The sequence below is a fragment of the Hymenobacter plasmatis genome (assembly GCF_020711255.1).
In the GTDB taxonomy this organism is placed as follows: Bacteria; Bacteroidota; Bacteroidia; order Cytophagales; family Hymenobacteraceae; genus Hymenobacter.
Genome location: NZ_JAJFAW010000032.1, coordinates 21,105 through 44,222, shown reverse-complemented (window position 1 = coordinate 44,222; position 23,118 = coordinate 21,105). Strand labels below are relative to the sequence as shown.

Annotated in this window: 22 protein-coding genes and 1 tRNA gene; 10 read left to right on the top strand and 13 right to left on the bottom strand. The window is 61.8% G+C overall.

The window, feature by feature from the left end; all coding sequences use genetic code 11:
- Positions 1-289 precede the first annotated feature (289 nt).
- Positions 290-574 (bottom strand): hypothetical protein, encoded by a 285-nt coding sequence (locus LJ738_RS19135; RefSeq protein WP_227787953.1) that lies wholly within the window; start codon positions 572-574, stop codon positions 290-292.
- Positions 575-639: 65 nt separating this feature from the next.
- Positions 640-1,080, bottom strand: coding sequence for a hypothetical protein (locus tag LJ738_RS19130; RefSeq protein ID WP_227787952.1), 441 nt, complete (start codon positions 1,078-1,080; stop codon positions 640-642).
- A gap of 128 nt (positions 1,081-1,208) precedes the next feature.
- Here LJ738_RS19130 and LJ738_RS19125 point away from each other — a divergent pair, with 128 nt between their 5' ends.
- Complete coding sequence (locus tag LJ738_RS19125) at positions 1,209-1,484, top strand: GNAT family N-acetyltransferase (protein ID WP_227787951.1); 276 nt, start codon at positions 1,209-1,211, stop codon at positions 1,482-1,484.
- Between the two features lie 228 nt (positions 1,485-1,712).
- On the opposite strand, the gene LJ738_RS19120 is transcribed toward LJ738_RS19125, so the two are convergent.
- Entirely contained in the window at positions 1,713-4,061 is a 2,349-nt protein-coding gene (locus tag LJ738_RS19120) for an endonuclease (RefSeq protein WP_227787950.1), read from the bottom strand.
- A 139-nt stretch (positions 4,062-4,200) separates the two neighbouring features.
- Here LJ738_RS19120 and LJ738_RS19115 point away from each other — a divergent pair, with 139 nt between their 5' ends.
- On the top strand, positions 4,201-4,506 hold the full coding sequence (locus tag LJ738_RS19115) for a rhodanese-like domain-containing protein (protein ID WP_227787949.1): 306 nt from the start codon (positions 4,201-4,203) through the stop codon (positions 4,504-4,506).
- Between the two features lie 300 nt (positions 4,507-4,806).
- Here the strand turns inward: LJ738_RS19115 and LJ738_RS19110 are convergent, their stop codons facing one another.
- Both LJ738_RS19110 and LJ738_RS19105 read right to left on the bottom strand, forming a co-directional pair.
- Positions 4,807-5,706: an alpha/beta hydrolase gene (locus LJ738_RS19110; protein WP_227787948.1), complete on the bottom strand. Its 900-nt coding sequence runs from the start codon at positions 5,704-5,706 to the stop codon at positions 4,807-4,809.
- 36 nt (positions 5,707-5,742) lie between these two features.
- Positions 5,743-7,686, bottom strand: a complete 1,944-nt coding sequence (locus LJ738_RS19105; protein WP_227787947.1) for a RecQ family ATP-dependent DNA helicase — start codon at positions 7,684-7,686, stop codon at positions 5,743-5,745.
- A gap of 401 nt (positions 7,687-8,087) precedes the next feature.
- Between LJ738_RS19105 and LJ738_RS19100 the strand changes: the two genes are divergently transcribed.
- Positions 8,088-8,498 carry a hypothetical protein gene (locus LJ738_RS19100; protein ID WP_227787946.1) on the top strand — a complete coding sequence of 137 codons (411 nt, stop codon included), beginning with the start codon at positions 8,088-8,090 and terminating at the stop codon, positions 8,496-8,498.
- Between the two features lie 295 nt (positions 8,499-8,793).
- Positions 8,794-9,201 (top strand): hypothetical protein, encoded by a 408-nt coding sequence (locus LJ738_RS19095; protein WP_227787945.1) that lies wholly within the window; start codon positions 8,794-8,796, stop codon positions 9,199-9,201.
- Positions 9,202-9,402: 201 nt separating this feature from the next.
- Here the strand turns inward: LJ738_RS19095 and LJ738_RS19090 are convergent, their stop codons facing one another.
- Both LJ738_RS19090 and LJ738_RS19085 read right to left on the bottom strand, forming a co-directional pair.
- Positions 9,403-10,191, bottom strand: coding sequence for an MBL fold metallo-hydrolase (locus tag LJ738_RS19090; protein ID WP_227787944.1), 789 nt, complete (start codon positions 10,189-10,191; stop codon positions 9,403-9,405).
- Between the two features lie 260 nt (positions 10,192-10,451).
- On the bottom strand, positions 10,452-10,592 hold the full coding sequence (locus LJ738_RS19085; protein ID WP_227787943.1) for a hypothetical protein: 141 nt from the start codon (positions 10,590-10,592) through the stop codon (positions 10,452-10,454).
- Between the two features lie 149 nt (positions 10,593-10,741).
- Here LJ738_RS19085 and LJ738_RS19080 point away from each other — a divergent pair, with 149 nt between their 5' ends.
- Positions 10,742-12,349, top strand: a complete 1,608-nt coding sequence (locus LJ738_RS19080) for an ArnT family glycosyltransferase (protein WP_227787942.1) — start codon at positions 10,742-10,744, stop codon at positions 12,347-12,349.
- Between the two features lie 55 nt (positions 12,350-12,404).
- Entirely contained in the window at positions 12,405-13,292 is an 888-nt protein-coding gene (locus LJ738_RS19075) for a lysylphosphatidylglycerol synthase transmembrane domain-containing protein (RefSeq protein ID WP_227787941.1), read from the top strand.
- Positions 13,293-13,318: 26 nt separating this feature from the next.
- Here the strand turns inward: LJ738_RS19075 and LJ738_RS19070 are convergent, their stop codons facing one another.
- From LJ738_RS19070 to LJ738_RS19060, 3 genes are all read right to left on the bottom strand, one after another.
- A complete protein-coding gene (locus LJ738_RS19070; RefSeq protein ID WP_227787940.1) occupies positions 13,319-14,122 on the bottom strand; it encodes a carbohydrate deacetylase in 804 nt (267 codons plus the stop codon).
- 2 nt (positions 14,123-14,124) lie between these two features.
- Positions 14,125-15,096, bottom strand: a complete 972-nt coding sequence (locus LJ738_RS19065) for a glycosyltransferase family 2 protein (RefSeq protein ID WP_227787939.1) — start codon at positions 15,094-15,096, stop codon at positions 14,125-14,127.
- 524 nt (positions 15,097-15,620) lie between these two features.
- Complete coding sequence (locus LJ738_RS19060; protein WP_068196828.1) at positions 15,621-16,406, bottom strand: hypothetical protein; 786 nt, start codon at positions 16,404-16,406, stop codon at positions 15,621-15,623.
- Between the two features lie 622 nt (positions 16,407-17,028).
- On the opposite strand from LJ738_RS19060, the gene LJ738_RS19055 reads away from it, so the two are divergent.
- Positions 17,029-17,904, top strand: coding sequence for a COG4315 family predicted lipoprotein (locus LJ738_RS19055; RefSeq protein ID WP_227787938.1), 876 nt, complete (start codon positions 17,029-17,031; stop codon positions 17,902-17,904).
- A 335-nt stretch (positions 17,905-18,239) separates the two neighbouring features.
- On the opposite strand, the gene LJ738_RS19050 is transcribed toward LJ738_RS19055, so the two are convergent.
- Positions 18,240-18,899 carry an ABC transporter ATP-binding protein gene (locus LJ738_RS19050; RefSeq protein ID WP_068196816.1) on the bottom strand — a complete coding sequence of 220 codons (660 nt, stop codon included), beginning with the start codon at positions 18,897-18,899 and terminating at the stop codon, positions 18,240-18,242.
- Between the two features lie 152 nt (positions 18,900-19,051).
- Here LJ738_RS19050 and LJ738_RS19045 point away from each other — a divergent pair, with 152 nt between their 5' ends.
- Positions 19,052-20,197: a glycoside hydrolase family 113 gene (locus LJ738_RS19045; RefSeq protein WP_227787937.1), complete on the top strand. Its 1,146-nt coding sequence runs from the start codon at positions 19,052-19,054 to the stop codon at positions 20,195-20,197.
- A 69-nt stretch (positions 20,198-20,266) separates the two neighbouring features.
- Positions 20,267-21,463 carry an ADP-forming succinate--CoA ligase subunit beta gene (gene sucC / locus LJ738_RS19040; protein ID WP_227787936.1) on the top strand — a complete coding sequence of 399 codons (1,197 nt, stop codon included), beginning with the start codon at positions 20,267-20,269 and terminating at the stop codon, positions 21,461-21,463.
- A 95-nt stretch (positions 21,464-21,558) separates the two neighbouring features.
- Here the strand turns inward: sucC and LJ738_RS19035 are convergent, their stop codons facing one another.
- Complete coding sequence (locus LJ738_RS19035; RefSeq protein WP_227787935.1) at positions 21,559-22,029, bottom strand: Ohr family peroxiredoxin; 471 nt, start codon at positions 22,027-22,029, stop codon at positions 21,559-21,561.
- Between the two features lie 161 nt (positions 22,030-22,190).
- Here LJ738_RS19035 and LJ738_RS19030 point away from each other — a divergent pair.
- Positions 22,191-22,262: transfer RNA gene (locus tag LJ738_RS19030), tRNA-Arg, on the top strand.
- A 175-nt stretch (positions 22,263-22,437) separates the two neighbouring features.
- On the opposite strand, the gene LJ738_RS19025 is transcribed toward LJ738_RS19030, so the two are convergent.
- A complete protein-coding gene (locus tag LJ738_RS19025; protein WP_227787934.1) occupies positions 22,438-22,902 on the bottom strand; it encodes an META domain-containing protein in 465 nt (154 codons plus the stop codon).
- Between the last annotated feature and the right edge of the window lie 216 nt (positions 22,903-23,118).

The window sequence follows — 23,118 nt, the reverse complement described above, 5'->3', positions numbered from 1 at the left end:
TTTTTGTTGCCGACGGCTGGGGTCGCGGCAGCTTGTTTAAAATTGGGCTGATTAGCAAGTTGGGCTAAACTCAAAAGCGCCCTGCCAGCCATGCAGAGCGCAGCGAAGCATCTCGTGAAGAGTTGTAATCAAACCAGATAAACAAAGCGAGCAAGAAGCAAGATGCTTCGCTGCGCTTTGCATGACCGTTTAAAACGAAAAGCCAAACAGCTTCAATTAGAAGTTGGGCTAAATGCAAAAACGGCTTCCATCTCAGATGGAAGCCGTTTCTTATGTGGGAGGGCTAGCCTTACTTGGGCTCTTGCTCTTCGGGCAGCGTGAAGGCCCGGTCGCTGGGGTTGGTCAGTTCGCGGGGCAGGTTCTCGTCCGACGCGGGGGCAGGGCCGGAGGCCATACGGGCTTCGCGGTCCATGCGCATGGAGTCGTCCTCCAGGTCGGCCATGGCCTGGCCCGAAGGGTTGTTGTCGTCTACAATCTGACCGTACGTTTCGGCGTCGAGCATGGGCGTCGATGCCCCGTCGCCGGCGTTTGGGTCTTGGTTGTTTTCGAACTGGTCTGAGTTTTCGGGAGACATGGTTTCGGTTGGTTAGTGGAGCGCCCCAACAGGGTCGGGGCGCTTCGAGTAATTAGGGGCAAATGCTATTCCTGGCCGGTTTTGGTGCTGGCCGATTCGTCGCGCGTATTGTGCGAGCCACCACCTGCATAGCGGGGGTCGTCGAGGGCCCAGGCGGCGCGCTGCTCGTCGTTGTCTTCGTTCTGGGTGGCGCGCACGGCGGCGGGGTTCTGGTTTTGCTCCACGTGGCCGGGCTGGTCGGCGGGGTTGCTGGGAGCCTCATGGGCATCTTTTTCCCGGCTGCGGAATTCGCTGAACTCGTCGGGGTTGTCGTTGGAGCCGTCGCGGCCGGAATGCTGGGCAGCAGTAGGCGCGTTGGGGTCGATGCCGCCGAACTCCCCGTAGTTGGGGCTGCTGGCGGTTAGAATAGGGTCGTTGGGATTGGGGCGGGCCGTGGCCGCGCGCTCCTGCTGGTCTACGGGGCGGGTGTCGTTGGCCGGCGAATTGGGCGTGTTTTGCGTATCCATGGGAAAGAAGAAAGTAAGAAACCAAACGGGCCAAGCCCGTCTTTTAGTCTCTTTACGCAAACCAGCCGCCGCCGGCTATTTTCACGTACTGGGGCAGCCTTTCCCCATCGATTTACCCAATACCAAGCATGGCAATTCAGCACAATTCCAACGACCAGCAGTTCACCGTAATCCGACGCGGCCACGAGGGCGAGCTGGCCTATTCCCTTCCAGCCGAGGGCATCATCGATTTCACCCACACCTTCGTAGCCGAGGAGCTGCGCGGCGAGGGCGTGGCCGACGAACTGGCCCGCGCCGCCCTGGAGTTTGCCCGCAACGAGAAGCTGAAAGTGAAAACCTCCTGCACCTTCATGGCCAAGTTCGTTCGGCGCAATCAGTCGGAATACGCCGACCTGCTGGCCTAGATTCTGGGTACTCGCCGTCATCCTGAGCGTCGTCAGTCATGCTTGGGTGCGTCTGTCATGCAGAGCGCAGCGAAGCATCTTATCAGGTCAGAACCAATCGTTGAAGCGTGATAAGATGCTTCGCTGCGCTCTGCATGACAGATGATTAGCGTTTTCGTTTTAGAGCAAGCAAAAGCCCCGGCCGTATGATACGGCCGGGGCTTTTGCTTGCTCTAAAACGAGGTTGGGCTACTGCACCACCACGCGGCCCGTGTATTCCAGGCCGGCGCAGGTTACGCGCACGGCATACAGGCCGGCGGGCAGGCCGTGCAGGTCCACCAGCGTTGCATCGGTGGCGCTAAGCTGGGCGGTGCGCTGGCGCACGGGGCGGCCCAACATATCGAGCACGGCCACGGTGGCGGCGCGGGCGGTGGGCACGCCGGGCAGGCGCAGCTGCACGGTTCCGGTGGCGGGGTTGGGGAAAATCTCCAGGGCGTTGCGCAGCACCGTAGCGGTGCGGGTGGCCGTGGGAATGAAGCAGCCGGCACTCACGTAGCTACCGACACCAGCATAGTTATCCACGCCGCCAGCCGACCATGTGACGCTGCCGAAGGGGCCGTACCAGCGGCCGCCCTGGCTCACGGTGGGCTGGCGCACCAGCGTGTTGTTCAGCGTAGAGCCGTTGGGCACGGTCCAGGCGCCACCAGCGGGCGCCTGCCCAATCACCCCAATAACGTCGAGGGTATCGGTGCCATCGAAAAGCGCTATTGCATCGTCGCCATTGAAAAAAGCCACCCCGCTCTGAAGGTCGGTTTGGGCGGCTACGCCGGGGTCGGTTACGCCGGTGTTGGCAACCACGTAAACATCGCCGGGCGCGATGGTGCCCGTGAGCTGCTGCGTGGTGGTGGGGGTGGTGGCGCCGTTGGAGTACAGCACCACGCGTTTGCCCGTGAGCGACATAGGCGCGTTGGTGGGGTTGTAAATCTCCACCACTTTGGTATTGCCCAGCTGCGACTCCACGTACTGCGAGAAGTAGGCTTTGGTGCAGGGCGCCCCCGCCGGGGCGGCGTCATCGTTCACGATGGTGAGCACATGGGCCCCGGGCGTGCCCCGGATGATGGTCGTGTTGGAGGGCGCGCCCAGCACCAGCCGCACGGTTTCGCTGGGCTCGTAGGTGGCGTCGCCGGCCACGGTCACGGTCACGGGCTGGGTGAGCGCCGTGGCGCTGGGGAACGTGACGGTAGTAGTGGTGAAAGTATAATCGTTGGGGCTGGTGGCGGTGGTGCCGGCCGCATCCACCGTCACGGGCACCGTGATGGGGAAGGTGAGGCTGCTCGGGTTGGTCAGAACGACGTTGGCGGTGTAGGTGGTGGTGCCGGTGTTGCCCTCCGGAATGTTGCCCGCGGCCGTGGCGAAGGCCAGAGTAGGAGCGGGGCCGTCATCGTTGGTCAGGGTGAGGGTGTGGGCACCGGGGCTCCCCACGCTGGTGCCGGTGCTGGGGTTGGTCAGGGTCAGAACCACAGTTTCATCGGCTTCGGGCTGGGTGTCGCCGTTCACGGTCACGGTCACCGTCTGGCTGGTGGAGCCGGCGGGGAAGGTGACGGTGGTGGGCGAGGCGAAGGCGAAATCGGTGCCGCTGGTGGCCGTGGAGCTGGCGGCGTCCAGGTTCACCTGCACGGTGACTGGGGCCGTGGCGGCCGGGGCCAGGTTCAGGGTCACGGTGTAGGTGCTGGTGCCGGCGTTGCCTTCGGCGATAGTACCGGTGGTGCTGGCAAAGCTGAACAGCGGGCCGGGAGGCGCCAGGCCCCAGGCTGTGGCTACTGTGGCTGGGTAGGCAATGTAGGGGTTGAAGTTGCCCTGGCTGGCGGCCACGCGGTTGTTGCGCTCGATTTCGTGGGCATCTACCGGGTCGGCGAGGTGCCAGGCGTAGAGGGTGTTGATGTCGGCGGCGGCGCTGATGTTGTTGTGGCCCGTCAGAATCAGGTCGGGCTGGTCGGCGTGCACGGTATAGAAATAGAAGATGGCGCGGGCCACGTTGCCCTTGTGGTCTTCGCGGGGCTCAAACTTGGTGTTGGTGTCTTCGCTCCACTCGTCAATATTGGTGGCCGGGATGGTGGGCTGGCTCACGAGGCCGCGCATCCAGGTCTGGGTGGTGGCGTCGGGAATGTCGGCGTAGGGGTCCGAACCGCGCAGATTGTTCCAGGTATCGTAGGTCGGGAACAGGTGGTGCATGTCGGAGCGCATCCGCACCGTCTGGTTGAACCACGACTGCGGCACGGTGTGCTCGCAGTTGATGCGGCTAACTACGGTGGTGCTCGTATTGGTGGCGCTGTAGGGCACCGTTTCCTGGTAGCCCGAGTACACGCAGGTCACGGTGTTGTTGTAGTTGTCGGCGTAGTTATACATCTTGCCCCGGGCCGTGGCGTAGCTCAACTCCACGCGTTTGCCGTCGTACCAGTTGGTGCGGTACCAGTCGCGCAATTGCACACCCGATAAGTTGGCCGGCGGGGCGGGTGGCATGGGCGGCACGGTCTGGGCCTGCAAGGCCGCCGGTGCTAGCCCAAGCACGACCACCAAAGAAGCGAAAAAGTGTTTCATAGATTTGAATTAGAGGGGGGAGTAACAAAGGTAAGCGCTGGAGTAGCCGCTGTGATAAGCTCGGCCGTTACCATATCAAGATGACTTCCGGCGTACTTTCGCCCACCCGTTTATCCGTTCACTTTACCACCCATTTTCCATGGCTGACATCACCCCCGCCGAACTCCTCCAGCGCCAGAAAGCCGGCGAAGCTCCCATTATCCTCGACGTGCGCGAACCCTGGGAGCACGAGGAAGGCCGCATTCCCGGTGCCCAAAACATTCCGCTCAACTCGCTGCCCGAAAAGCTCGACGACCTCGACGAATGGAAAAACCAGGAAATCATCGTGCATTGCAAAGGCGGCGGCCGCGCCACCTCGGCCAAGGCCTACCTCACCCAGCAAGGCTTCACCAACGTGCGCAACCTCGAAGGCGGCTTCCAGGCTTACACCGCAGCTGGGATTTAGTATAAACGCACCCGGCGGAACCTCACCCCCGGCCCCTCACTATGGGGATAGGGGAGCCAAGTGACAGCCGGACGGCGCCCCTGTCATTGCGAGCGCAGCGCGGCAATCCGTCCTGTCAACACCAGACATTTTCTAAAGCGACAAGCCCCGGTACTGCGCAGTACCGGGGCTTGTCACATTTCAGGGCTGGTCGCTGAGAACAGGACGGATTGCCGCGGCCTGCGGCCTCGCAATGACAAAACGCGCTGCGGTGGCTCCCCTCTCCGCGGGGGCCGGGGGTGAGGTTCCGCCAGTAGAGGTTCACCGCCCCAGCAAAAACTGCATCGGCAGCGGCACCCGCTTTTTCCAGGCCGCCTCGTTGTGCTCCGCGCCGGGGAAGCTGCGCGTCAGCCACGTTTTGGAGTCGTAGTGATGGGCCCGCAGCACGCTGTCGATGCGCAGTTGGTGGGGCTCATACCAGGCATCGAGGGTAGCGGAGCCGTAGTCAAAGTACAGCTTGGGCTTATTGCGACTCGGCAGCTTCTTGTCCAGATACTGCACCATGGCCTCGGTAAAGGCCGGTGAATTCTCTTTGAGGCTCAGCGGCCAATGCGTCGAAAAGCAGGCCGCGCCGCCGAATACTTTGGGGTACTCCAGCGCCGCATACAGCGAAATCAGCCCGCCCATGCTGGAGCCGGCCACGAAGGTGTCGGCGCGTCGGGGCGAGGTCTGGAAGTGCTGGTCTACATAGGGCTTCAGCTCCTGCACCATGAACTTCAGGTACTCATCGGAGAGAGGCGCACCAGGACGTTCCAGCTCAATTTTGGCGCGCTGGGCGGCGCTCATGGTGTAGTAGGGCTTGGCTGGGGTGTACTCCGGAAAGCGGCGGTCGGTGTTCCAGATGCCCACCACAATGCACGGGCGCACCTCGCCGCGCTGGCGCAGGGCGGCCAGGGTGCTGTCTACTTCCCAGGCCACGCCGTAGCCGGCCTTTTTGGGGTCGAAGAGGTTTTGCCCGTCGTGCATATACACCACGGCGTAGCGCGTGCCGGGCTGTGGGTAGCCGTCCGGCAGCCAGACATCGATGTTGCGCGGCTTCACAAACCGCGACGGGAAATCGGCCACATGCTCTATCCGGCCAGGTGCAGCAGGGTTGGGGGCATCGGCACTTACCAGGGCCAGGAGTAAAGGCAACGCGGCCAACCAGGAAGAAAAAGCCATGGGAGAAGGAGAAATTGAGCTAAAAAAAGCTAGCCATTAACTGGCCGGTACCTGCAATTTGCCATCGGCCGCATAGGCCAGCTCGCCCCGGTCCACCAGCTCGCGCAGCGTGGCCGTGACGGCGGCCGCTTGCTGCGGCGCGAAAGCCGCCAGCAGCTGGCGCGGCGTTTGGGCGGCTTGCCGAACGTGCTGCAGTAGCGGCTCCCGCAGCGAAGCCACCTCAGCGGCGGCCTGGGCTGCTTTTTTCTCGGTTAGGCACATGTCGCAGACCCCGCAGCGGGCCGGGTCAGTCTCGTCGAAATACGTGAGCAGCAGCTGCTGGCGGCAACGCGTGCCCACCAGGTATTGGGCTACGGCGTTGGTCTTGTGGCGGGCCAGGTCGCGGGCCGCCGTCATGCGCACCTGGTCGATGGGCAGCTTGGGGGCATCGAAGCGCGGCGTGGTGAACATGGCCTGCGGCGATTCCCGCCGGGGCTGGTAGTGCAGGATGCCCGCCGTGTGCAGGTAGCGCAGCTGCTGGCGCACCTCCACCACACTGCGGCGCAGGTGCGTGGCCAGGGAGTTTTCCGAAATGGTCTGGAAATCGGCAAATAGCTCGCCGCCGTGCACCCGCAGCAGGGCCTTTATCAGCAGGTCGTGCTGGGCATTGGCCACCTGGAAGGCGTACAAATCTTGGTGGTTCATTACTAGGTGCACCCGCGCCGGGGTGTTTACGGCCTCGTTGAGCTGCACAAAGCCCTCGCGCTGTAGAATCTTGAGCGAGTTGTGCGCGTCCATGGCCTTGATGCGGTAGGTTTCGGCAAACTGCTGCAGGTCGAAATCGAACGCGGCCAGCTCACCGCCGCCCACGGCCGTGCGCGAGTAGTTGGCCAGCGCCTGGTACACGCGGCGTACCGTATCGAGCGGCGGAAACGACTGGTTGGTGCGGCGCCGCAGCTCGTCGCCGTCGTTGGGCCCGGCCAGGAGCACGGCAAAGGCATACTGCCCGTCGCGCCCGGCGCGGCCGGCCTCCTGGTAGTAGGCTTCCAGGGTATCGGGCGCGTCGAGGTGGGCCACCAGGCGTACGTCGGGCTTGTCGATGCCCATGCCGAAGGCGTTGGTGGCCACAATGAGGCGGACTTTGTCGGCTATCCAGTCCTGCTGCACCTGCGTGCGTTTGTCGGAGGGCAGCCCGGCGTGGTAGGCCGCTGCCGAGAACTTGTGCTGCTGCAGAAAGGCCGCCGTGTCTTCCGTTTGCCGGCGGGTGCGGGCGTACACAATGCCGGTTTTGCCGGGCCCCACGCCGCGTACCACTTCCAGCAGCCGGCGCAGCTTGTCCTCGGTTTGCAGCACCGAGTACGACAGCTTGGGCCGGGCAAAGCTTTGCCGAAAAATGCCGCTGCCCGGCCGAAATTTTAGCTTCTCTACAATGTCAGCCTGCACCTGGGCCGTGGCGGTGGCCGTGAGCGCAATCACCGGCACTCCCGCCGGCAAGGCCTCCCGCAGCTCGGCAATGCGCAGGTACGGCGGCCGGAAATCGTAGCCCCACTGGGAGAGGCAATGCGCCTCGTCGATGGCCAGCAGGCCCACGTTCATCTTCTTTACCCGCACCTGAAACAGCTCGGTGAGCAGCCGCTCCGGCGACACGTACAGAAACTTTACGCTGCGGCCGTACACACAATTGTCCAGCGCGTGGTCGATTTCCTGGTGGCTCATGCCCGCGTAAATGGCCTCGGCTTTCAGCCCCCGCTTGCGCAGGTTGTCAACCTGGTCCTTCATCAGGGCAATGAGCGGCGACACCACCACGCAGATGCCCGGCCGCGCCAGGGCCGGCACCTGGAAGCAGATGCTCTTGCCGCCGCCGGTGGGCAGCAGCGCCAGCGTATCGTGCCCCGCCAGCACCGAGGCAATGATTTCTTCCTGCCCCGGCCGAAACGCCGTGTGGCTCCAGTGCTCGCGCAGCAGCGCCAGGGGCGAGGTTTCGGGAGGGGAGGAGGGCATGGGGCGAAGATACTGCCGCCGAAAAGCCGAATCGTACTTAAGTGAAAAGAGCGGTCACCGTTGCGTTAAGGCTTACGGGCGGCACCGTGCTCCAAGAATGGGCATTACCGTACTTGTTCATGTGGGGCGCGATGGCCCTGGAAGAGAGTTGGACGCCCCGCGAAGGAGGGAATGTGCCGGCGGGCCGAGTGGAAAAAGTGCCCAACAAGTATTTGTGTACCGACTGACGGAACTGCCCAATCGGCCAACCGTTCAGGGTCCGCTTCGGAACCATGGGGGATGCCCTTTGGAGAACTCAGCTGTTTGACGAGGTAAGGCGTATACGGGCACACCCCGCGACGCCCCTTCCCCTCACCCCTTGAACCCAAGGCCGTCGGGGCGCTGGTCTGGTGGTTTTTCCCATGCCTGCGAATACTCCCCAACTATACTACCGCAACGCGCTCGGCACTATTAGCTACGACCCCCTCGGATTTGTGGTCTTGACCTGGTCGGATGTGCCGGTTGCCTCTGCCGAGTTGCATTCCCTTTACACCCACACCCTACAGGCCCTCCGGCACTACGCCACCTGCAAATTACTCACCGACCAAACGCACCGGCAGCCGTTGTCGGACGAGATGCAGACCTGGATTGTGGAGCAGTGGATTCCCCAGGCCATCGCCGACTGCGCCTATAGCCACTGTGCAATTGTGGAAAGCACCCAAGAAGGTAGCCGACAGGGAGCACGGGCCGTGGGCAGCCGCCTTACCGGCCCGCTCGAGTTTCGGTACTTTCCGGAGGAAACCGAAGCCCGCCAGTGGCTCCTGACCACGTAATGGGCATTATTGGGCTCATATCCCGAACAGGAGGCTGCAAGACGTAATTGGTAGGAGCGAAGTGCCTTCAGCGGGGTGGCAATGTCAGAAAGGGCGCAGCGTGTGCTAGGCCGGCCAGCACGGCCGGCCGCGTTACTTGCCCCTGATTGCGTATGTTCGGTCTGTGAAGCCGGCGCGGTTTCGGTGCAACACTAGGTCTCCCACAGGCCGCTGCATACGCCGAAACCACGCTGGTCCTGCCCCTGCTGTAGGCTCTCGCACACTTCAGCAGGCTTCTCTGCTCAATGGTCTCCCAATGCAACTTCTGGCATCCTACCCATATTTAGAGCTTTACCTCCACGAGGGTGCTGGCCGCGCGCTGGAGGCCCAGTGGACCGGCGTGGCCGCCAGCCCGGTGCTGCGCCGGGCCACGCTCGAATGCATCGAGTTGGCCCGCGCGCACGGCGTCACCGGCTGGGTGGCCGACGACCGGCGACTGGGCCCGATCAGCCCAACGGACCTGTCCTGGATTTACACTTACGTCTTTCCCTTGTTGGTCCAGGGAGGCGTCCTGCGCTTCGCCTGCCTCGAGGCCGAGGACCCGCATACCCAGCGGGATGTGAACCAAGTCCATGAAATCGCCGCCCAGCAACTGCCCTTCGAGCTGCGCTCGTTCACTGACCCCACGGAGGCGCGGGCCTGGGCTTGCGGGGCGCAACCCTAGGTAGCCCAATCGAGGCTATAAAAACGGTTCGAAAGGCAAACGAGGATTTTCAACATGAGCCCACTGCCAATTGCGGCACGCGTCGAAAACCAGCACCTCGGGTAAGTGGGTACCAACTCAGCCCAGGGGCAGACCGCTGGAAAACAAAAACGCCCTGCTAAGCCAGGGGCTCGGCAGGACGTAATGAGTTGTTGAGCTAATTTACTTGGCCGCCGGGTACCAGTTGCGCAGCCGAACGTCAATTTTCTTGTTGGCCGCGTTCACGGTTTTCTTGAAGGCGGCCACGTCGCTCAGGCCGTTCTGGCCCCGGTAGTGGTACGGGTACACAATGCCCGGCTTGAAGGCCAGTACGCCCTGCGCGGCCTGGTTCACGTCCATGGTATAGGGCAGGTTCATGCACACAAACGCCACGTCGATGCCCTTGAGGGCGCGCATTTCGGGAATGTCTTCGGTGTCGCCAGACAGGTACACGTTTTTGCCGCCCAGGCCCAGCACGTAGCCATTGCCGCGGCCTTTGGTATGGGGCGCGTCGGCCGCTTCGGGCAGGTTATACATCGGAATGGCCGAAACCGTCATACCCAGCGTGTCCAGTCGCTGGCCGTTGCTGAGAATGCGTACCTGCGGTTTGTACTCCGCCGGCAGCTTCTCGGCTACTGCTTTCGGCACCACCATCAGGGCCTTGCCCACAGGGAGGCCCGCCAGCGTCTTCGGGTCCAGGTGGTCGCCGTGAATGTCGGTGATAAGGATAACATCGGGCGCAGCCAGTCCCGCATAAGCGTCGGCACCACCGTAGGGGTCCACGTAAATGGTCTTGCCGTTCCACGTAAATACTACGCTACCGTGCGTGATGGGCTGCACCGTGAGCAGACCTTTTTTGGTCGGAATCTGGTCGGCGGCCACACGCGGCGCGGCAGCGGTGGCGGTAGTTTGGGCTTGTGCCTGAATTGAAAAAACAGCCAGAGCAGCCGTGAGGAGGAGTGTTGACTTCATCAATTTTGTGCCTGTTGATTAAGAGTTATTAGCGGATTTTTCCAGTAGCATGGCTCCGTAGCAGTAGCTGCCACCGAAAACCGTGACCATAACCTGCTAGCCTCGCACAAGTTTAGGCCAGATTACAGCCAGGCCAATAGCGGCCCTAGTGTGGCCCTTGTTGCCTGGGTGCTCCGTAATGGCCTTAGTTAAAAGTTTGGCCTAAAAGACAGCTGGGTTCATCACCAGGACGAAGCAGGCTAGGCCAAAGGAGCCGTGTACTAGCTGCCCTGGTCGGAATGCACGACGAACCCGGCCGGGGGCCGGCGCACGGCCAGCGCGCGACGCAGGGCCTCCGCCTTAGACGCCTCGTCGTATGTGCGTCGTTTATCGGGCGACGTTCCGCTCTTTTTAGCTGTCATCACAGAAGAAATATATGTCCTTCTTCTGTTCGGCTTAGCTAGACCACCTCAGTACACGGAGCTCAAAATAAATTAAATTTTTAATACATAAAATACAGTAACTTATTTGAATCTTACCTTTAACAGGCCACGCCACGCTGCTCTTCGCCATGCTATCCGTACTTAATTGGCTGCGGGCGCGCCCCTGGGTGCCCACTTTGCTGGCCCTGTTGGTGCTGCTGCCCGCGCTGCTGCTCAACCTGGGCCTGCTCCCGCTCATCGGCGATGAGCCCATTCGGGCACTGGTGGCCCTGGAACTGAAGCTGCACGGCAATTTCTTTGTTTCGACGCTCCAGGGCGAGCATTATTTCAACAAGCCGCCGTTGTTCAACTGGCTGCTGGTGGGGCTTTTCCAGCTTTTCGGCTCTGTCGAGGAGTGGGTAATCCGTCTGCCCACGGTGCTGGCGCTGCTGGGCATGGGGGGTAGTCTGTACTACTTCGTGAGCCGCCGGCTGGGTTGGGCGCTGGGCGTAGCCGCCGCGCTGGCCTTCATCACCAGCGGGCGTATGCTGTTCTACGACTCCTTCCTGGGGCTGATTGACACCCTGCACGCCTTGGTTACCTACCTCGGTTTCATGGCGGTGTTTGAGTTGGGCGCGCGGCGGCGCTGGGTGGCCCTGTTTGTGGTGAGCTACGCCCTCACGGCGGCCGGCTTTCTGCTCAAGGGCCTGCCGTCGCTGGTGTTTCAGGGGGTGGCGCTGGGCGTGTATTTCGTTTTTGTTGACGGCCACTGGCGGCGGTTGCTGTCGGGGGCGCACGCCCTGGGGCTGGGCGTGCTGCTGGGCGTGACGGGCGTTTATTTTGCCGTGTACCGCCATTTTTACCCCCTGCACGACTACCTGACCACGCTCCTCGACCAGTCGATGCAGCGCACCGTGGCCGCCCACACCTGGCGGGAATCGTTGGCTCATCTGGCGAAGTTCCCGTTTGATTTCATCTCCTATTTTCTGCCCTGGACCCTGCTGTTGGTGTGTTTGGCCCGGCCCGGCTGGCGCCAGGTGCTGCGCGAGCAGCCCTTCCTGCGCTTCAATGCGGTGCTGTTTGCCGCGCTCACGCCGGTGTTCTGGCTGTCGCCGGGCACTATTCCGCGCTACTTGTTCGTGCTCACGCCGCTGTGCTTCACGGTGGCGGTCTATTTCTACCAGCAGTTCTGGGCCGAGCGCCGCTGGCCCCACCGGGTGCTCGATGCCGTGCTGCTACTGGCCATGGCACTGGTCAGCCTTAGCCTGGTGGCCGTGCCCTGGATACCAGCGGCCGCCGTGCAGCCCGGCGTGGTCTGGAAATCGGCGCTGGGGGCGCTGGCGCTGGCCGGCTGCACGCTGGCCTTCGGGTACCTGCCGGCCCAGCGGCTGGCGTGGCTGGGGCTGTTTTTGCTGTGCGCGCGCGTCGTTTTCAACTGGTTTGTGCTGCCGGCCCGCCTGCTCACCCGCGACGAAACGCCCTATCGCGCGGCCGCCATCCGGGTGGCGCAAATAGCCGGCCACGCCCCGGTGTACAGGCTAGCCGATACCCACGTCGATAACGACGAGGCGTTTTACATCACGCGGGGCACGAGCCACATCTTGTATTCGTCCACGTCGCCGCAGCTGCCCGCCGCTCCCGCCAAAAACGCCTTCTATCTGGCCGAAGACCGGTGCCTCACCGGCCGGCGCTACCGCCAGTACTACGAGTTCGTCATCGACCGGGGTATCTGTCTGCACTTGGTGAAATTCAACTAGCAGTCCATATTTTACTTGCCAAACGGCGGTTTGCACTGCCACTTCTACCGGTGCCTTGACCCTCCCGCCCCCCTTGCGCGCCGCCCTTCTGCTGCTGCTGAAGCTGGGGCTGCTGGCGGCCGCGCTGTGGTTCGTGTTTCGCCGCATCAGCCCGCGCCAGGTTGCCCAGGTGCTAGCCAGCGTGCAGCCAGGCTGGCTGGTGCTGGCGGTGGGGCTGTTCGCCGTTTCCAAGTGGCTGGCGGCCCGCCGCCTCAACGGTTTTCAGCGGGCCATCGGGGTCGATTTATCCGAGACGGCCAACCTGCGCCTCTACTGGCTGGGCATGTTCTACAATCTTTTTTTGCCCGGCGGCATCGGCGGCGATGGCTACAAGGTGCTGGTGCTGCGGCGGGCCTACCCGACCAAAACCACCGCTTTGGTGCGCGCTCTGGTGCTGGACCGCGTTAGCGGCCTGCTGGCACTGGGGGTGCTGCTGGTAGCCCTGGCCTGGGTGGTGCCCCTGCCACTGCCCGGGCTTTGGGTTTGGCGCTGGGTGGCAGGCCTTGGCGCAGCGGGCCTGCTGCTGGGCGGAGCGGCCGTTACGGGGCGGTGGTTCGCACCTTTTGGCCCCACGTATTGGCACACCCAGGCGTTGGCGCTGGGTGTGCAAGCGGCCCAGCTGCTGTGCACGCTGGCCTTGCTCGCCGCCACGCATACCACCACGCAACTGCCGGCGTATTTGCTGGTTTTTCTGGCTTCATCGGTGGCCGCGGCGTTGCCCTTCACGGTGGGCGGGGCGGGAGCGCGCGAGGTGGTCTTTCTGCTCGGGGCGCAGTGGCTGGCGCTTAATGCGGCGGTATCGGTCAGCCTCAGCTTGCTCTTTTACCTGCTTTCGGTAGCAGTGGCATTACCGGGGGCATTGGTGGGCGGAAAAAGCTTGCAGGGGACAATGGAACGAGGTTAAAAAACCGATTTTTACCCAGGTGCGGGTCAGATTTCATCGTACCGAATCAAGCTGCCGCCCAGCTCCGCCAGATGGTCGCGCCAGGTACCCGCGCGCCAGAACTCATACTCCGTGCGGCGGGCCAGGTACGAGTCGGGCCGGTCGCTCAGGCCGGGGTGGGTCATAAATTCCACGGTGGGGCCGTGCCGCCGGGCGCGGGCCAGTCCCTGCGCAAACAAGGGCAACGTGGCCGCCTGCGCCGCCGAGAAATCAGCCACCAGCGCATTTGGTGTGGCGAAACCCCTTAGGCCGCGGGATGAAATGCGGCCGAATACGTTCAGAATGCGGCCGCGCTGCCCGTAGCTGGGCTGGGGCGTCCAGCGCCGGAGCCGCCGCACGCCCAGTTGGCTCAATATGCGCGTAAGGGCGGGCCCCAGCTGGGGGAAGAGGTGCAGGTGCCGGTGCGAATCGGCATGGCTCGGGGGGAGGCCGTGGGCGCGCAGGCGGTCAATTTGCGCGGTCAGCTCCACGGCCAGCTCGGCCGGTCGCACCTGGCCGGCCAGGTAACGCAGCCACAGCTGTTGCGCGGGCCAGAAATGGCCATCCGGCCCCAGCAAACTAGGCACTGCGGCGGCAGGGGCCACCGACGGCCCCAAAATCAGGTTCAGGTGGTAGCCCACCGATACGCGGCCGGCGAACCGGCGCAGGGCGGCTAGGTCCATCTCGCTGGCCAGATTGGCCATGACGGTGGTGCTGCTGAGGCAATCCTGGGCGGCCAGGTCGAGAATGGCGGCCGTGGCGGGCGCATCCCAGCCAAAGTCGTCGGCGTTGATGATGAGACGCAGGGCCATGCTTAAAGCGTTGGGGACGGCGCTCGCAACTCGTGCCGCACCACGTAGGGTGCCCGGTTGCGGCGGGCGTAGTAGGCGTGCGTGCCGATTTCGGCCAGCAGGCCGAAACAAATCAAAAAGATGCCGCTCATTATCAGGAACAAGCTGAAAATAAACTCCATGGGAAATCGATGGGAAATATTCACCCCAAAGAAAACGGAGCCGACCAGCAGGCCGGCAGTGGCCAGCAGCCCCACTGCCAACGTCACTATCCCGAGCACCCCAAACAGCCGGAACGGCTTGCGCGAGTAACGCAGAAAAAAGCGCAGCATCACCAAATCGACCACCACCACCAGGGCTTTGCCCAAGCCGTAATGGCTGGCCCCAAACGGCCGTTGGTGCACCTCAATCGGAAATTCGCGGTAGCGAATGCCGCGCTGCGCTACCAGGGCCCCCAAAAAGCGGTGCGAGTCGCCGAGCAGCTCCACGTTGCGCAACAGGTAGCGGCGGTAGGCCTTGTACGTGGCCCCAAAATATTCGAGCTGCACCCCCGATAACAGGGAAATGACCTTGTGAGCCGTGTTGGCGAGCAGCGAATGGGCGCGGCCTTCGGGGCGCTTGGCTTTGGCCCCGCTCACCATGTCGTAGCCCTCGCGGATGTAGGCCACAAACTGCGGCAAGTAAGCGGGGTCGTGCTGCAGGTCGCCATCCATGGCCACCACGATGGCGCCCCGGGCCCGCTCAAAGCCCGCCCGTAGGCAGAGGGTCTGGCCGTAGTTGCCCGCCAGGTCGATGCCCACCACGGCCGGGTTTTCGGCGGCCAAGGCGGTAATGCGCGCCCAGGTCTGGTCTTCGCTGCCGTCGTTCACCAGCAGCAGCTCGTATGGCAGCCCGTGGGCAGTCATCACGCCATCAATCTGCTCGGCCAGGGGGCGTACACTGTCTTGCTCGTTGTAGAATGGCACCACGATAGATACCAATTCCTCAGTTTCCACGGCTGGTTCAGTAGCTGGGACGGCCGGTGGGAGAGCAATAAAATCAGTGCACATGGGTTGCTGACCGGTCAATGGGGCCTAGTTGTAAATATAAATTTATTTTATTTATTATTGGTAAAGCACAACTATTGCTGAAGAACAACTCAATCAATTTTGGAGAAAAGCCGCATGCGGCGCCTTTTAGAGGGTTTTAAGGTCACAGGGTTATATCTACACACCAGTGGCTGGTTGGTCAGCAACTGAAGGTAGGCGGGACAGCTGCATCCAGGGCCGAAAGTGCCGCTGCCCTCCCCACTTCGGCGCAAGCCATGCACGCAGCGACATCAGTGGCAATTGCTGACCTAGATGGCGACGAGGACGTGGATTTCGTGGCGGGCGTGGACAACGCCAGTCCGCTTCGTTGAGGTGCGGCCTTCCTGTTTTATCGATGCACAGTATAATTTTAGCCCACCGCTCCTCAAAAGAAGGTCAAATAAAAAGCCCGGCACCTTGCGGTACCGGGCCTTTTGTTTGAATTAAGCAGCTCAGGCGGCGGCCTTCTCGCCGTTCTCACGGTCGTCGATGGCTTTGCGCAGCTTGGCGATTGCCTGCACGGCGCGCTCCTCATCGAGGCGGTTGATGTTGAGCAGCATCTTGGTCTTCTCCGGACGGGTAATCACCGGGTGGTTGAGCAAGCGGATGATTTCCTCTTTCTGCGAAGCCGTGGCGTACTGCACCGGCGCGGCTTGCTCGGCGGCTACTGCTGGCACTTCGGCGGGAACGACCTGCATGGCGGGCACGGCCTGGGCTACGGCTGCTGCCGGAGCGGGCGCCGCTGCTGGCGTGTTGGTGTTGTACTCCATTTCCTCAGCGGGCGTGGGCTCGTAGCCAGCGGCGCGGATAATCCAGGCCAGGCAGTTGCGGTACGCCTTGCCAATGGCCCGGGTCTGGGCCATGCTCATGATGGCAAATTCCTGGTAGAACTTCTTGCCGCTCTCCTTATTCGAGCACACGGCAAAGCCGGCGCCCACGGTGAGCTGGTGGCGGATGTCAAACAGCGTCACCTTGGCTTGGTATTTTAGTTCCTGGTCGCTGCTCACGTTGATGACGTGCTCCACGATGGGCACGATGCCCAGGCGCGAGCCTGCATACTGCCAGCCTTCGACGTTCACGAACTCCTTGCCCTGCACATTCGTGGTGAGCTTGTTGTCCTTGATGAACTTAGCGAGGTCCTTCGCCAGGTCCAGCGTCTCGTCGGAGCGGCTCAAATCCAGGCTCTCGATTTTAACTTTTTTGGTAATGTCCTTGGTGGTTTTGGTGGCCTCGGTCATGGCTGTGTTTTTTATTAATGTGTCCAACTGATGTTCGGATGTATAACCCGCAGCTTGCACGAAACGTGCCAGAAAAGCCAGAAATATTAGTAAATTTTATGGCTGTCTATCAGCTGTTTGTGGGCAATAAGAAAAATATAGTAAACTAATGAGGTTGGGAGAGCTGCGGTGGGCTGGAAAAGTCCGGTTTCGCCAGCAGGCGGCGGACCGCTGGCCCCGCGTTTGCTCCGGTTCGGGTTGAGCCATTTCCCTTGCGGCTGATTTTTACTTGGCCGAAACAACCATTATTCGCTTCGCTCCGAGTATCAGTTTGTAGCCCCAACAGACGCGTTTGGCTGGTACCCAACCTGCAGCGCTTGTGGTTGCCCTGGCCGGCTTTTGGCCCAGCGTTAGTTCAGCAGTCGGCGCCGACTGCGGGCTGCGGGCTCTCTGCCGCCGGGTGGTTCTCGTCGTCCTTTTCTTATCAGGCTAGGCGCCGTGCCGGGCCCGCCTTTCCCGCCATTGCCCTGGCCGGGAACGAGGCTTCTTGTGCCCAATTTTTTCGGCCCAGCAGTCTTGCCGCAGCCTTTTCTCAAAAGCTTAACCCCCACATGTCATGGTAAAATCGACACATACTTTCTTGATGCGCTTTTGGTCGCTTGGGCTGATTTTCGCGTTCATCGGCTCGCTGAGCCTGGCAATAGTCAGCTGTAAAAAAGACGCCGCAGCACCGGCCGAAGACCCGGATGCCGTGGCCACCGTGAAGCTGGCCAACTCGGCCACCCTGGGCACTTATATGACCGATGTAAACGGCAACACGCTCTACTTCTTCGCCCGCGACGTGGACGGGGCCAATACCTGCACCAGCGCCACTTGCAACCCCCTGTGGCCCGTGTACTACGAGGCCAACCTGAAAGTGCCCAAGGCCCTGAAAGCCGAAGACTTCGCCACCAAAACCACCGCCGACGGCCGCCAGCAAACCACCTATAAAGGCTGGCCCCTCTACTACTACGCCCCGGCCGCGAGCGGCGTGTACACCCGCGAGGCTGCCGGCCAGACCGGCGGCAACGGCATTGGCGGCATCTGGCACGTGGTAAACCCGAGCTACGGCGTGGTGCTGGCCAGCAAGAGCGTGGAAGACAAAACCACCCACGTCGTCAGCACCAAAACCTTCCTGACCGATGCCCTGGGCCGCACGCTGTACTTTTTTGCCAAAGACAACACCAGCTCAAGTACGCAGGCTACCAACTGCACAGGCGGCTGTGCCGCCATCTGGCCGGCGCTATACATGAGCGCGCCCGCGGTGCCGTCCACGCTGTCGGCCAGCAACTTTGGTACACTTACCCGCGAGCAGAGCGCGGGCACCGGGCCCTATGGTACCGGCGCTACCTCCCGCGAACAGCTCACCTACAAAGGACACCCGCTGTACTACTACGCCGGCGATGCGGCCACTCGGGGCAAAGTGGAAGGCCACGACTTGGATGATTCCGGCGATAAGTGGTTTGTGGCCACTCCCTGATTGAGCTAAAAGCGGGCGAGGAGGGAAGCGTACGAACGTCATCCCAAGCTTGCCGAAGCATCTCTACCGCTTCGTTGCAGCGAGGCAAATACTCACCTGGTAGGGGTGCTTCGGCAGGCTTGGGATGACGTGCTTTTTATTACCAATCAGCTCAATTTGCGAAGGGCGGCGCAGTTAAGGCCATTTAGAGCCAGTGTATAGACCGCTGCATGTAGCGCGAGCAGTAGCGCGGACTTTGTAGTCCGCGTCGCCGCGCCGTTCGGGAGTCGTTCTGGTTTCCGTCGGAGACGCGGACTACAAAGTCCGCGCTACTCAACACTAACCCTGAGACTACTTCAGCCGCCTTCCAGAATGTGGCCGTCGCGCATCACAATCTTGCGGTCGGCCATTTCGGCCAGCTGGTCGTTGTGCGTCACAATCACGAAAGTCTGGCCCAATTCCTTGCGCAGCAGGAAGAATATCTGGTGCAGCTCCTGGGCGTTTTTGGTGTCGAGGTTGCCGCTGGGCTCGTCGGCGAAGATGATTTCGGGCGAGTTAATCAGGGCGCGGGCTACGGATACACGCTGCTGCTCGCCGCCGCTCATTTCGCTGGGCTTGTGGTCGGCCCGGAATTCCATGTTGAGCATGGCGAGCAGCTCGCGGGCCCGCACGCGCACTTCTTTTTCGGAGCGGCCGGCCAGGTAGGCGGGCAGGCACACGTTTTCGAGGGCCGTGAACTCGGGCAGCAGGTTGTGAAACTGGAAGATGAAGCCGATGTGCCGGTTGCGAAACCGGGCCAAGTCGTTGCGCCCTAAGGAGCTCACCGATTCGCCGTCGAACAATACTTCGCCAGAATCGGGGTTGTCGAGGGTGCCGAGAATGTGCAGCAAGGTGCTCTTTCCCGCTCCCGAAGAACCGACGATGCTCACGATTTCCGACTTTTCAATCGTTAAATCGATGCCCTTGAGTACGTTCAAGGAGTTGTAGCTCTTGTGAATGTTGATAGCTTGCAGCAACGGGGGGTAGCAAAAGACGTGAATGGTGCAGTAGTGGCAAAGCTACGCACAATCCCGCCGGAGCGGAACCCTAGCCGTTGTGCCGCCAACCAACTGGCACAGACAAGATTTTGGCTTCACTAAAGAAACGACCGTTGACTGGATTCTTTTCCATGGCCCTACCTTCCTTTTCGTGGCGGCGCTGGGTGCCGCTGGCGCTGCTGGGGGTGGTGCCGCTGCTGGCCTTGTGGTGGCCCCGCCGCCCCGGCACTACCGGCATGGACCGCGCCGATGCTAGCGAATTAGCGGCCCCGGCTGCTTCGTTTGGCGGCCTGGGCGGGTTCGACAGCACGCGGCTGCGCGGGGTGAGCTGGGTGGGCGGCGATTCCATTACGGCCGCCGAGCTGGAGCCGCTGCGCAAAGCCCACGTGACGTGGATAGCGCAAATGCCCTTTGGCTGGCAGGGCGGGGCCACCGAGCCGGTGATTCGGGTGCAAACGGCGCGGCGCTCCGGCCGCGGCGGCATGTGGGGCGAAAGCGATGCCGGCCTCGTGTACACGGCTCAACTGGCCCGGCAGTACGGCATTCATACTTTGCTCAAACCGCACTTGTGGGTGCGCGGGCGCGGCACTTGGCCCGGCGACATCAACATGACCAGCAAAGCCGACTGGGACGCCTGGTTTGCCAGCTACGCCAGCTACATCCTGCACTACGCCCAGGTAGCCGAAGCGGCGCATTTCGACGGCCTGTGCATCGGCACCGAGCTGCTGCACGCCACCGAGCCGGCCCATGACCGGGCCTGGCGCAGCCTCATCCGGCAGATTCGGCGGGTGTACCACGGCCCGCTCACCTACGCCGCCAACTGGAGTGGCGAGTACCAGCAGATTAAGTTCTGGGACGCGCTGGACTACGTGGGCATTCAGGCGTACTTCCCGCTTAGTACCGCCGCCAGCCCGTCGGTCGATACGCTGCTGCGCGGCTGGCAGCCCCACTTGCGCGCGCTGGCGGCCTGGCAAAAGAAAATTAAGAAGCCAGTGGTTTTCACCGAAATTGGCTACAAAACCACCCCCGACGCCGCCGCCCGCCCCTGGGAATGGCCCGAGCGCACGGCCGCTTTTGCGACCCCCGACGAGGCCACCCAGTCGCGCTGCTACGAGGCCATGTTCCGGGCCTGTTGGGGCCTGCCGTGGCTCAAGGGCATGTTTATCTGGAAATGGTACCCCGGCCTGGCCCCCGACGGCCCGGCCCGCCGCCACGCCGATTTTACGCCCCAGCACAAGCCCGCCGAAGCCGTGTTGGCCCGGTGGTATGGGCAATGACGGGCTAAGGCGTACTTTCGTGCCACCAACCTAGAGTCAGCCTAGCTAAACCACCCCTTTACCGTTTTTATGAACATTCACGAATACCAGGGTAAGGACATCCTGAAAAAATACGGCGTGCGCGTGCAAGAAGGCATCGTGGCCGATACGCCCGAGGAGGCCGTGGCCGCCGCCGAGCGGCTAACCGCCGAAACCGGCACCAGCTGGTACGTCATCAAGGCGCAAATCCACGCCGGCGGACGGGGCAAAGGGGGCGGAGTGAAGCTGGCCAAAAACCTGGAGCAGGTGAAGGAAATTGCCGGCAACATCATCGGCATGCAGCTCATCACCAAGCAAACCGGCCCCGAAGGCCGCAAAGTGCACAAGGTATTGGTAGCCCAGGACGTGTACTACCCCGGCGCTTCGGAGCCGAAGGAGTACTACATGAGCGTGCTGCTGGACCGCACGGCTGGCAAAAACGTCATCATCTACACCACCGAGGGTGGCATGGACATCGAGGAAGTAGCCGAGGCGCATCCCGAGAAAATCAACCGCGAGCACGTGGACCCCGCTGTGGGCCTGCAGCCGTTCCAGGCGCGCAAAATTGCGTTTAACTTGGGCCTCGAAGGCGAGGCGCACAAGGAAATGGTGAAGTTCGTGACGGCCCTCTACAAGGCCTACGACGAAACCGACAGCGCGATGTTCGAAATCAACCCCGTGCTGAAAACCTCGGACAACAAAATCCTGGCCGTTGACGCCAAGGTAACGCTGGACGAAAACGCCCTGTACCGCCACAAGGATTTCGTGGCCCTGCGCGACTTCAACGAGGAAGACCCCTTGGAAGTGGAAGCCAGCCAGAACAACCTGAACTACGTGAAGCTCGACGGCAACGTGGGCTGCATGGTGAACGGCGCCGGCCTGGCCATGGCCACCATGGACATCATCAAGCTGAGCGGCGGCGAGCCGGCCAACTTCCTCGACGTAGGGGGTGGAGCCAACGCCCAGACCGTAGAAGCCGGCTTCCGCATCATCCTGAAGGACCCGAACGTGAAGGCCATTCTCATCAATATCTTCGGCGGCATCGTGCGCTGCGACCGGGTGGCTAACGGCGTAGTAGAAGCCTACAAAGCCATCGGCGACATTCGCGTGCCCATCATCGTGCGCCTGCAAGGCACCAACGCCGAAGAAGGCGCCCGCATCATCGACGAAAGCGGCCTGAAGGTTTCTTCGGCCGTACTGCTGAAGGATGCCGCCGCCCGCGTGAAAGAAGTACTGGCTACCGCATAGTTGTTGGTTGCTCGTTATTAGCTGTTAGTAAAAAGGCCCGCCTGATAGTTCAGGCGGGCCTTTTTATTAGCTCAAGTTGAGCTGAAAATCGACGACTATTTATGCTCGGCTACGCCAAGGTTTTCTTCGGCTTTCACCGGGAGGGGCTTGCCCAGCACGCGCAGCTCAACTTCCATGTTACCGCGGGTGCCCACCGAGTAGGGGCAAATCTGGTGGGCGTGCCGCACCATGGCAATGGTTTTTTCTTCGTTGAACTTCTTCAGGTCCACGTCGAGGATGGCGCTGAGCCCAAAGGCGTCGCCTTCCTGGAACAGCGTCACCGAGCATTTCACGGTGCTTTCCTTATCGAGGGTGTCGCCGGCCTTCAGGGCCGTAACGAGCAGCGCCTGCTGAAAGCACGAAGCGTAGCCAGCGGCAAACAGTTCTTCGGGGTTGGTGGCGCCTTTCTTTCCGCCCAAGCCTTCGGGTACCGACATTTCCATATCAATGGCACCAGTCGCGGAGCGGACGTGGCCGCTGCGGCCACCAACGGCCGAGGCATCGGCCGTGTACAGGTTCTTTTTCATAAAAGGATGTAGAGGGTTGAGGTTTTAAAGCAAGCACACGGTTGACTTAACTGCTTTTGCGCCCCCTGGGTTTTTACGGTTGAGGATAAGGCGCCGAGAATTATGCTGCATATTTGGTCGCCCTTGCTTTTGTGGCTACTTTTGCAGCCCTATCCAGGCCCGGTGATGTCGTACAACGGATAGTATGAGAGTTTCCGAAGCTCTTGATCTAGGTTCGATTCCTAGCATCACCACTAAAAGCCCCTTCTGCACTAGCTGGAGGGGCTTTTCTCATTCAAGGGGTATCGGTAAGCAGACTTTTATGGCAATTTCCTGCTCCTTTTCCAGGGCAGGCATCTGCAAGTCCTTGCTGGAGAAAGAGGCCCGGGGTGGAGTAGAGGCGTAGTTCCGGGCCTCAGCTTCGCTCCCTTATTTCTTCCTGGGGGCGGCCTGGAACTGAGCCAACGGCACCCCCAGGGTATCGGCGGTGTAGAGGCTCAGGGTGTTTCCCCGAATGCGGTAGTGCCGCGCTTTATTCAAGGCTTGAAAAAAGCTGGCTTCGGCGGTGAGGTCGGGGCAGGCACTCCGGGTCGTGACCAGCGGGCCCAGGCGGAGCTGGCCCTGGGCAGGCGCGGTGTAAGGTCCCGAAAACTTATTGCAGTTCGCCCGGCCTTCGGCGCGGGCGCGGCCGTCGTGCAAGACCAGAAACGGGGTTTGCTCCGAAAATGGCGCCGGTTTGCCACTGAGTTCGCTCAGCTCCCACCGGATGTCGCGCAAGGGGGCTGCCGTGGGAGCCGTTTTGTCGACTGCCGCATCTACCGGGCCGCCCGTGGGCCGTTCGGCCAGGTCATAGCTGCACGCCGTGGGCACCAGCAGCACGACGGCCCAACCCAAACAAGCAAGTGACTTCATCGCAATCAGGGCTTGAATGAAACGTCAGGCTTGTTTACGTGAGCAAACTGGTTTGGTAGACAAGCGCCGGGGCTGGCTCAGCCATTGCTTGCGGGAGGCAAGAGGAGGCCGTCACCGTGAGCCATCGGCGAATTCACAAGATGGAGCTAAAAATAGGAGCGGTGACGCTTGCTGAATAGCTCGATTTCGTGGACTCTA

What these genes read in the sequence shown, in the direction of transcription:
- LJ738_RS19035 (WP_227787935.1), bottom strand. Translation starts at nt 22,029, where the DNA reads ATGAAAAAGAACCTGTACACGGCCGATGCCTCGGCCGTTGGTGGCCGC.
- LJ738_RS19095 (WP_227787945.1), top strand. Translation starts at nt 8,794, where the DNA reads ATGCAACTTCTGGCATCCTACCCATATTTAGAGCTTTACCTCCACGAG.
- LJ738_RS19045 (WP_227787937.1), top strand. Translation starts at nt 19,052, where the DNA reads ATGGCCCTACCTTCCTTTTCGTGGCGGCGCTGGGTGCCGCTGGCGCTG.
- LJ738_RS19090 (WP_227787944.1), bottom strand. Translation starts at nt 10,191, where the DNA reads ATGAAGTCAACACTCCTCCTCACGGCTGCTCTGGCTGTTTTTTCAATT.
- LJ738_RS19130 (WP_227787952.1), bottom strand. Translation starts at nt 1,080, where the DNA reads ATGGATACGCAAAACACGCCCAATTCGCCGGCCAACGACACCCGCCCC.
- LJ738_RS19100 (WP_227787946.1), top strand. Translation starts at nt 8,088, where the DNA reads ATGCCTGCGAATACTCCCCAACTATACTACCGCAACGCGCTCGGCACT.
- LJ738_RS19115 (WP_227787949.1), top strand. Translation starts at nt 4,201, where the DNA reads ATGGCTGACATCACCCCCGCCGAACTCCTCCAGCGCCAGAAAGCCGGC.
- sucC (WP_227787936.1), top strand. Translation starts at nt 20,267, where the DNA reads ATGAACATTCACGAATACCAGGGTAAGGACATCCTGAAAAAATACGGC.
- LJ738_RS19125 (WP_227787951.1), top strand. Translation starts at nt 1,209, where the DNA reads ATGGCAATTCAGCACAATTCCAACGACCAGCAGTTCACCGTAATCCGA.
- LJ738_RS19060 (WP_068196828.1), bottom strand. Translation starts at nt 16,406, where the DNA reads ATGACCGAGGCCACCAAAACCACCAAGGACATTACCAAAAAAGTTAAA.
- LJ738_RS19110 (WP_227787948.1), bottom strand. Translation starts at nt 5,706, where the DNA reads ATGGCTTTTTCTTCCTGGTTGGCCGCGTTGCCTTTACTCCTGGCCCTG.
- LJ738_RS19085 (WP_227787943.1), bottom strand. Translation starts at nt 10,592, where the DNA reads ATGACAGCTAAAAAGAGCGGAACGTCGCCCGATAAACGACGCACATAC.
- LJ738_RS19105 (WP_227787947.1), bottom strand. Translation starts at nt 7,686, where the DNA reads ATGCCCTCCTCCCCTCCCGAAACCTCGCCCCTGGCGCTGCTGCGCGAG.
- LJ738_RS19135 (WP_227787953.1), bottom strand. Translation starts at nt 574, where the DNA reads ATGTCTCCCGAAAACTCAGACCAGTTCGAAAACAACCAAGACCCAAAC.
- LJ738_RS19070 (WP_227787940.1), bottom strand. Translation starts at nt 14,122, where the DNA reads ATGGCCCTGCGTCTCATCATCAACGCCGACGACTTTGGCTGGGATGCG.
- LJ738_RS19080 (WP_227787942.1), top strand. Translation starts at nt 10,742, where the DNA reads ATGCTATCCGTACTTAATTGGCTGCGGGCGCGCCCCTGGGTGCCCACT.
- LJ738_RS19055 (WP_227787938.1), top strand. Translation starts at nt 17,029, where the DNA reads ATGCGCTTTTGGTCGCTTGGGCTGATTTTCGCGTTCATCGGCTCGCTG.
- LJ738_RS19120 (WP_227787950.1), bottom strand. Translation starts at nt 4,061, where the DNA reads ATGAAACACTTTTTCGCTTCTTTGGTGGTCGTGCTTGGGCTAGCACCG.